This is a genomic window from Paenibacillus periandrae (genome assembly GCF_022458865.1).
In the GTDB taxonomy this organism is placed as follows: Bacteria; Bacillota; Bacilli; order Paenibacillales; family NBRC-103111; genus Paenibacillus_S; species Paenibacillus_S periandrae.
On record NZ_JAJNMU010000045.1, the window covers coordinates 37,668 to 44,423 of the forward strand.

Genomic DNA, 6,756 nt, shown 5'->3' on the forward strand with positions numbered 1-6,756 from the left:
GTGGAGGAATAGCCCCAAGTCTAACTGAAAAGAAAGATCATTTTCCATACGTGAATTGCACCGATCAGGTAGGAATGTGGGGACGTCGCTTCGTCAAGGAGGGATGCCACAGTGCAAGCTTTACGAAATTGGGAGTATTACGGCATGACGGAAGCCTTTACAGATTTGCACGAAAGATCAGCAAGCAAAGAAACCTTCTCACATCTGTATGAGATCGTCACATCCAGAGAAAATATATGGCTGGCTTACCGTACGATGAAGTCCAATAAAGGATCAAAGACACCAGGAACAGATGGACTAACCATCAAAGACATTGAACAACTACCCGAATACGAACTAGTGAGTGAAATCCAAAACAAACTGCAAAACTATCGCCCCAAGAATGTCAGACGGAAGCTTATCGAGAAAGATAACGGTAAAATGAGACCGCTTGGCATCCCATGCATCCTCGACCGCATCATTCAACAGTGCTTCAAGCAAGTCCTTGAGCCCATAGCTGAAGCCCAGTTTTACAACCATAGCTATGGCTACAGACCCCTTCGATCAACACACCATGCCATGGCAAGAGTCCAATTTCTCATTAATCAGGCGTCGATGCATTATGTAGTAGACATCGACATTTTGGGTTTCTTCGACAACGTCAACCATACCTTGCTCGTGAAGCAACTTTGGAACATGGGTATCCAAGATAGAAGGGTTCTAGCATGCATCTCTAAAATGCTAAAAGCTGAAATCGAGGGGGAAGGAATACCTTCAAAAGGTGTACCACAAGGCGGTTTACTGTCAACACTGCTCTCGAATATTGTACTAAATGACCTAGATCACTGGGTTGCAGGTCAATGGGAACTCTTTCCGCTGAGAAAACCTTTCAAATCAAGAACTGGCGAAAGGGCTGCGAAAATACGGTCAAGTTTGAAAGAAGGCTATCTGGTGCGTTACGCCGACGACTTCAAAATCATTTGTTGAGATTGGAGATCGGCCCAGAGGTGGTATCATGCGGTAATTCTGTATCTCAAAGATCGCCTGAAACTCGATGTCTCTCCGGAGAAATCGCAAATCATTAATCTGCGAAAACGAGAGTCGGAATTCCTTGGGTTTACAATCCGAGCGAACAGGAAGGGTCAAAAGCGAGTAGCCCACACAGGAATTAAAGCGAACAAAAGGCAGAAAATTAAAGCCGAGGTTAAGAAACACATCCTCAGAATGAGGACTTCTCCAACGGCTCTAAACGCTGCACGCTTCAACAGTTTTGTATTAGGAATTCACAATTACTTCAATCGGGCAACACATGTTAGTGTTGCGTTCTCACGTCTTGCCTACGATCTGCGAGCTTTCATGTACAATCGTCTCAAACAAATCGGGAAATACGAACATCCTGCAAACCCACCGCCAACGTACAGTAAATTTTACAGCTTGGGTTACAGGACATTTAAAGTAGCTGATGTTTATTTGTATCCTCTAGCCAATGTGAAAACAAAGAATACGATGGGCTTTAGTCAAGGTCTTTCGCTCTTTACCAAAGAAGGCAGAGAACAAATATACAAAAAGATTCGACCAGACTTACAAAGTTTAGGAAATTCTAAACTTTGTACAAAACTCTTTGTTTTGCGGAGATTTTTTTTTAGCACAATTGTGTCATTTCTGGGATAGTGCTTTGAATTTCCACTTATCAATTGGCTGATAAACCATTGTTCTGATATAAAAGATTTCGATAACTCAGTATCAATTGTCCATATCATTTTAATGATGATATCTGATAAGCCAACAACATCAAATAGATCAAGATTAATTTTATCTCCAATATTCATAGCACTAATGTTAAATAATTGTCTTACATTAAGATCTGTGGGAACTGTAATTAAGCTTGAAAATAGATTAATATTGTCGTAAAGTTCAGTGCTACACAAGCCTGCATTATGGATTATGCAGTTTCTTATCTCCTTAAATACCCTGTAACACAATAACTGGTTATTAAATTTATTCAATGAGTATCTTCTATTACTTGATAAGTTGTCATAAAATGCCTCTTTTAGCAATATTGATTCTCTAGAATTTGCTATACTAATTAAAACTCTGTGTCTCCCAGTGCTATCGTAAAACTGGAGTCCTTTATACGGCTAATCGGACAATGTTCTTGTCAGTTATCGGGTAATGTTCTTGTCATCCGACATCATCCGACAACTGTCGGGTGACAAGAACATTGGCCCATTAATTGCCGCGTAAATCGCGGCTTTTGTTTTTTATGAGTACAAGTTCTTGTCAATTCTTCGTGACAAGAACTTGTACTCATTCCCGAAATTGACAAGAACATATGCCCATTCCCGACAAGACAACTGAACCAAGCGTATGATAAATGGAAAGGCAGGCACCACTATTGGGATTAAATAAAGGTGACACTCATAGGAGCCTCCCCCAATTATCGAATCTGTTTGCGTTGCTCAATGGGCCATTAAGCGTAAGGCCTAGGTGATGCAGTGTGCATGGATCGTTTAAAATGACTATAACAGTTATTAATTAGACCGATGAATTTTGCAATCGAACTTCGTCTAAAATAATGAGAATAAAAAACAATAATCGAGTGAGGTCATTCAAAATGGAAACTAGTAATCAAAAAACAAGAGTAACGCTTCAAAGACATGGCATTCGCCAAGATCGGAAAATGATCTGCGGGTTGTCAGTTAGTACTCCAGATTTAGGAGGAACTCAATTATGAGAAAAATTATTGTGCTTGAACATGTATCCCTTGATGGTGTCATACAAGCCCCAGGCGGGCCAGACGAAGATATCAGCGACGGCTTTGCATATGGCGGGTGGTCAGCGCCATATGCTAACGAGATCGTTGGAACGCTCCTGAGAAGGCAGATGAACATGCCGTTCGATCTGTTGTTAGGGCGCAAAACCTATGAAATTTTTGCAGCGTATTGGCCTCTACATACAGACGTATGGCCGGGAGCCAATAAGGCAATCAAGTACGTCGCCTCGAACACCATGACATCTAGCGAATGGCAGCCGTCCGAGTTTTTAAGTGGAGATATTGCGGAAAAAATCACTCAAATCAAGCAACAGCAGGGGCCAGATTTGCACGTTTGGGGAAGCGGTGATCTCATTCAGACGCTGATCAAGCATGATTTGGTCGATGTGTTCTGGCTGATGATATTTCCTATAACGTTGGGCAGTGGAAAGCGGTTGTTTGCTGATGGCACGATCCCGGCGGCATTCAAGGTGACGGAAAGCACAGTCGCCCCGAATGGCGTTATTGTCGTGAATTACGAGCGTGCAGGCGCAATCACAACCGGACGTTTATGAATATTCGCGCAGTGTCAGGCAGCTAACATCAAGTTCGGCGTGCTGGAATGTAAGAAAAAGAAGACAAGAAATTCAAAGGAGTGATTTCTCATTGCTCGAGCTTCTCAAGGATAAGACGTACATTAAATATTGGTTGGCCGTTGTAATCGCCTTTCTAGGCGACGGTATTGTTCGGATAGCGGTGATCTACCTGATGTCGCATTTGACTGATGATCTCTTGATGCTGGCACTCGTCATCTTTGCCCAACTGGTGCCATCGGTTTTGAGCGTCTTCGTCGGTCCGTTGACGGATCGCTTTCCTAAACGGTTGATCATGATCTGCGCAGACCTCATACGAATGATCTTAGCCTTGTGCATGATCTTTATCACCCATTCACCCTGGCTACTTCTGCTCCTCGTGCTGCTCAACGGAGCGGCTAAGTCGGTCTTTGAACCCGCTCGCATCGCATCGGTGAGGCGCATTGTCGGAAATCACAGCATTCCGGTGGCCATATCTTTGTTCCAGAGTACCGTTCAGACGATCAACATTGTAGGGCCCATGTTGGCCGGCCTCCTGCTGGTGATCGACAATCCAGGAATCATTTTTGCGATCAGTGCGGGTACATACCTCTGCTCGGCTCTTTTGATCGGCAATATCGGCGTATTGAAAGAAGATCAGACCCTGGCCCAATCGCAAGCTAAGCCAGCAGAGACCTATTGGTCGGCGTTGAAGGCAGGAATTCAAGGGACGATGGGGGAGTCTTCTTTACGATACCTGTTGATCCTCATGATTCCGGTGATGGTAACCCTCGGGATTTTCACTACAAACTATAACGCCTTACTGTTGCAAGAATTTCACGCAGAGGCGTTCCACTTCGGCCTGCTGGAAGCGTTATTTGGTATCGGAGCGATCGCTGGGGCGCTGATTGGTCCGAAGCTGATGAGACGTTACCTTGGACCGGGATTGCTCCTGCAGGCGGCGATCACTCTATTCGGGATCGCGTTAGTCATCGTCCAGTCTCTGATCTTCCTGAGGGAGGAGAACGGACTGCTGCCGGTATACGTCTGGTGCGTGATTACCGGTCTGTCCCAAGGGCTGTACAATGTGCCGCTCAGTTCCACCTTCCTGATGAAGCTGCCTAAAGAGCTCGTCGGGCGTGGTTCTGCACTTCTGTTCGCAATTGTGAACCTCTGTACGATAATCGGCGTGGTAGGTGGCGGTTGGATGGCAAAACAGCTCGGTATCCCGGCGGCTCTAGTATATACTGGTACAGCGCTGCTTATCGTTGCAGTCTGTTCGTGCCTAATGAAGGGTTATCGACAGCTGCAAACCGAATACCGTCAGCAAAAGTTGGCTGAACATGCAGCGGCAGGGACGACATCGTAAAACTGAAGAGCTTATGTAGTGCGCACCAATATCATTACAAACGCATTCGATCATGTTTCGGGCTATTAATTTGACGACCGAAGTATTTAATTAGGGAGTAGTTCTGATTATTGTAACGAGGAACGATAGCGTGGAGCTGCCGCAAGAGTAGCTCCTTTTTGAGTTCATTGAATTAAAGGGAATTATAGTTCCAAGATGTGGTAAGATGGAATGGGCAGTTATCAGTAAGGGCAGAGGTAACCTAATTAAAGTATATCGAGTTCGATATAGGTATAGGTAATACCTGAATCGTTCGTAGAGAGTTCAATATTAAAATTTTTATTTCAAAAGGACGGAAGTTAATCGTGCTGTTTCGATCAACAGAAGAAAACAGAACGTGTGCTTCCATAAAGACTTATGTACAAAATACTATATAATAATATCTAAGTTTTGTTGACGAGTACGCTGGTTAATGAACAGGATAAGGAAGCTATGAAGTTGTTAGAGTCAATGGGGTATACCTTTTCTGTAAGATTAGAACTCAAGGCATTGGATGTTTAGAAAAGGACACTACGATTTCCATTTGGCGGCCGATATTCCGTCAACGTGGAACGATAGCGCCACTCAGGCTATCGGTATAATCGGCGGCCTGTTGCTGGATCGTAAGCAGTCGGCCACTTGACATGGCTGGCTTTTTTAATAAGTTCTTATAGATAAGTTCAAATATCTGATCAAATAAGTTGTGATAATGGAGAACTTTTTTAAGTGCTCGAAAAAAACAACCAATATAATGTGTAACAATATATCGAAACCTATGACAGACAATGGTTAACATCGTAATATATACATATGTACAAAATACGAGTTTTGTGAATATGTAAAAAGAAAAAAATTTCTGACTTGCTTTTTTTCCACAAAATTACTTATTTTCTCCACCAAGCGCTCGTCGGAATTTCCTTAGAAGCTAAAAAAATCAACCCTGTGCCGTAATTCGACAAGGCTGATTATAGGCGGTTCAGTTTTAATATAAATGACTCTTTTGGCGTACTCAGCCATTACAATATTTCGATATACCCTTCCGTACCATGCACGCGAATTCGTTGCCCATCTTTGATCAGCTTGGCCAAAAAGTTATCCTCTTTTACATGCTGCAAATAATCAATTACTTCTGGATAAGGACGAATCACATCTACGACATCCAATAGTTCCAGACCCATTTCCGAAGTATTATTGTTTGGGACAGATTGAGAAAGCGTATCTGCTACGTTTTTTTCACCAAACCATTTGTTCATGTATTCATTGATCCATGATGAAGCATCCATAGCAGTCATAAATACACGCGAACTTTGTGGGTCAAATAAAATCTTCTTTAATTGCTGGATATCCTCCAGAATAAAATCAAATAAATCTGATCCTGATTTCGTTTGGATGTTTTGTTTTAACACTTCCATCGATGTTTGACTATTCTTAATCAAATCCGAAACGATCGTCGGATCGTTTTCGATTTGCGCTTGAAAATCAGTAGACGATATATCTTTATTGCTTTTAATGGGACTCGGTACTTTGTCTCCATCTGGTGACGATTTTATAAAATCTCCTCGATCTATTATGGTCATGAGTGCGTCTTTCATAAGCGGATCGTGTTGTCCCATGGTATTCAATAAAGTTTCTCTGCTGACAGGTGTAGCCAGCATTTGTGTAACATCAACGAACAACCTTCCACCGGCTTTACGCATGGGTGCAGGAGTCGTTAACAGGAAAAAAGACAGTCCCAATGGTTTTATGGGATCAGTCATCATTTGTTGATGTCCGACAGATACATAGACGTGATTATCTTAGTCATCCTCAAAGCATGAATTATTATTTTCATAACGTGCTAAGTCGTAATTCATAAAAATACTGCACAATGGGATGCTTGAGCTTCATCTTCTCGGTTAGGTTTAATACTCGCTTTTTTCCAACTCTTCTGTCTACCAAAGCTATATAGATTGAACTGAAAATCTTTACGCCCGAACCAGTAGCCGATCAATCAATTCAAGAGGGCTCTGATTAACCCGTTTCATGAAAGCTGCGACATGAGTACGGATGACATAATACTTATGAAA

General features: G+C 42.6%; 5 protein-coding genes and 2 pseudogenes. 4 read left to right on the forward strand and 3 right to left on the reverse strand.

The genetic code is table 11. The annotated features are described in order from the left end of the window. Positions 1 to 111 precede the first annotated feature (111 nt). The gene (locus LRL21_RS46560) at positions 112 to 966 is read left to right on the forward strand and encodes a reverse transcriptase domain-containing protein (protein ID WP_338044770.1); all 855 of its coding nucleotides are present in this window, start codon (positions 112 to 114) and stop codon (positions 964 to 966) included. 530 nt (positions 967 to 1,496) lie between these two features. Here LRL21_RS46560 and LRL21_RS42395 read toward each other — a convergent pair. Then, a complete protein-coding gene (locus tag LRL21_RS42395; protein ID WP_240421790.1) occupies positions 1,497 to 1,808 on the reverse strand; it encodes a hypothetical protein in 312 nt (103 codons plus the stop codon). 901 nt (positions 1,809 to 2,709) lie between these two features. On the opposite strand from LRL21_RS42395, the gene LRL21_RS42400 reads away from it, so the two are divergent. From LRL21_RS42400 to LRL21_RS45960, 3 genes are all read left to right on the forward strand, one after another. Next, positions 2,710 to 3,306 carry a dihydrofolate reductase family protein gene (locus LRL21_RS42400; protein WP_240421786.1) on the forward strand — a complete coding sequence of 199 codons (597 nt, stop codon included), beginning with the start codon at positions 2,710 to 2,712 and terminating at the stop codon, positions 3,304 to 3,306. Further along, the gene (locus LRL21_RS42405) at positions 3,275 to 4,672 is read left to right on the forward strand and encodes an MFS transporter (RefSeq protein WP_476703994.1); all 1,398 of its coding nucleotides are present in this window, start codon (positions 3,275 to 3,277) and stop codon (positions 4,670 to 4,672) included. The genes LRL21_RS42400 and LRL21_RS42405 overlap by 32 nt, the downstream gene beginning before the upstream one ends. A 532-nt stretch (positions 4,673 to 5,204) precedes the next feature. Next, a complete protein-coding gene (locus tag LRL21_RS45960; RefSeq protein ID WP_275901172.1) occupies positions 5,205 to 5,333 on the forward strand; it encodes a hypothetical protein in 129 nt (42 codons plus the stop codon). A gap of 427 nt (positions 5,334 to 5,760) precedes the next feature. Here LRL21_RS45960 and LRL21_RS42410 read toward each other — a convergent pair. Both LRL21_RS42410 and LRL21_RS47410 read right to left on the reverse strand, forming a co-directional pair. Then, positions 5,761 to 6,486, reverse strand: a pseudogene (locus LRL21_RS42410) (phosphoenolpyruvate synthase); the annotation flags it as partial. 31 nt (positions 6,487 to 6,517) lie between these two features. Beyond that, positions 6,518 to 6,634: pseudogene (locus tag LRL21_RS47410) on the reverse strand (SF0329 family protein); the annotation flags it as partial. Positions 6,635 to 6,756: the final 122 nt, after the last annotated feature.

Excerpts from the sequence above, each read along its gene's own strand:
- LRL21_RS45960 (WP_275901172.1), top strand. The coding sequence starts at position 5,205 with ATGTTTAGAAAAGGACACTACGATTTCCATTTGGCGGCCGATATTCCG.
- LRL21_RS42400 (WP_240421786.1), top strand. The coding sequence starts at position 2,710 with ATGAGAAAAATTATTGTGCTTGAACATGTATCCCTTGATGGTGTCATA.
- LRL21_RS42395 (WP_240421790.1), bottom strand. The coding sequence starts at position 1,808 with ATGAATATTGGAGATAAAATTAATCTTGATCTATTTGATGTTGTTGGC.